Annotated in this window: 2 protein-coding genes; both read right to left on the bottom strand. The window is 26.0% G+C overall.

Annotation, left to right across the window (positions count from 1 at the left end; genetic code table 11):
* Window positions 1-33: 33 nt before the first annotated feature.
* Window positions 34-423 carry a hypothetical protein gene (locus tag LGK95_RS22120; RefSeq protein ID WP_226127060.1) on the bottom strand — a complete coding sequence of 130 codons (390 nt, stop codon included), beginning with the start codon at window positions 421-423 and terminating at the stop codon, window positions 34-36.
* Window positions 424-475: 52 nt separating this feature from the next.
* Window positions 476-1,006 (bottom strand): recombinase family protein (locus LGK95_RS22115; protein WP_226127058.1); only part of this gene is annotated, 531 nt, incomplete at its 5' end.

Genomic DNA, 1,006 nt, shown 5'->3' with positions numbered 1-1,006 from the left:
CTTTTCACGACATTTAACTATATTATAGCTTTTCTAATAAAAATCGAAGCAATCAACATTGTGGCTTAATACAATTTTTTTTATAATTTTATCATGTAAATCTTCAAAAAACTTATATAGAATCTCTTTTATTTTTTCTTGCTCTGCTAAAGGTAAGTGTTTAGATACAGTAAATTCACTTTTTACTACTTCTAAATTTTTATAATTAATAATTAATACAGCATCTGTTGTTTTTATAACGATTTCTCTAGACAAAGTATTTTCTTTGTTATAGTTTTTGCACATAGCACTAAATTCTATCCAAATAGTTTTTCCAGTTTTATTATAATTTTTAAATTCTTCATTGAAAATTTGTTGCATTTGTTTGAGACGTTTTTCTTCTGCCTTTCCCCTTTTTCTTTTTTCAAAAAAACCTCTAAACATGATAGCCTCCTTATTTTTTCTCCTATATATTTTTTCGTTTTTGTTGATTTCATTATTGTTTACTTAAACCTCTTTTTCTCATTTCTCTTATTAAAGTACTTTTAGATATATTCGTTACATCTACGACTTCTGTATAACTATTGGTTTTAAGCATTTTAATAGCATTATCAAGTTGCTTTTTATTATATAATTTTGGTCTACCCTCTCTATATCCTTCTTTGGTTTTGGCAATTGATTTGCCTTCCTGGGTCCTTTCAATTATCATGTCTTTTTCGAATTCCGCAAAACTAAAGAATATATTTCTTATTAATTTACTACTTGGAGTATCATCCATAACGCCTATGTTTAATATATTTACTTTAATTCCTCTGTTTATTAATTTATTTACTAATTCACTTCCTTGTGACATGCTCCTTGCTATTCTATCTAGTTTTGTTACTACTAAAGTATCATTTTCTTCTAATTTAACTAATAGTTTATCGAATCCAGGTCTATCAATTTTAGTTCCTGTAAAACTATCTTTGTAAATTTCTAATGCTCCATTTTCTCTTAATGCATTTTCTTGTTGTTCTAAACTATTTCC

Origin of the sequence: Clostridium algoriphilum, from assembly GCF_020443705.1 — a bacterium.
In the GTDB taxonomy this organism is placed as follows: Bacteria; Bacillota; Clostridia; order Clostridiales; family Clostridiaceae; genus Clostridium_AD; species Clostridium_AD algoriphilum.
The sequence above is the reverse complement of the archived record's forward strand: the minus strand, read 5'-3'. Positions and strand labels throughout refer to the sequence as shown.

What these genes read in the sequence shown, in the direction of transcription:
- LGK95_RS22120 (WP_226127060.1), bottom strand. Translation starts at nt 423, where the DNA reads ATGTTTAGAGGTTTTTTTGAAAAAAGAAAAAGGGGAAAGGCAGAAGAA.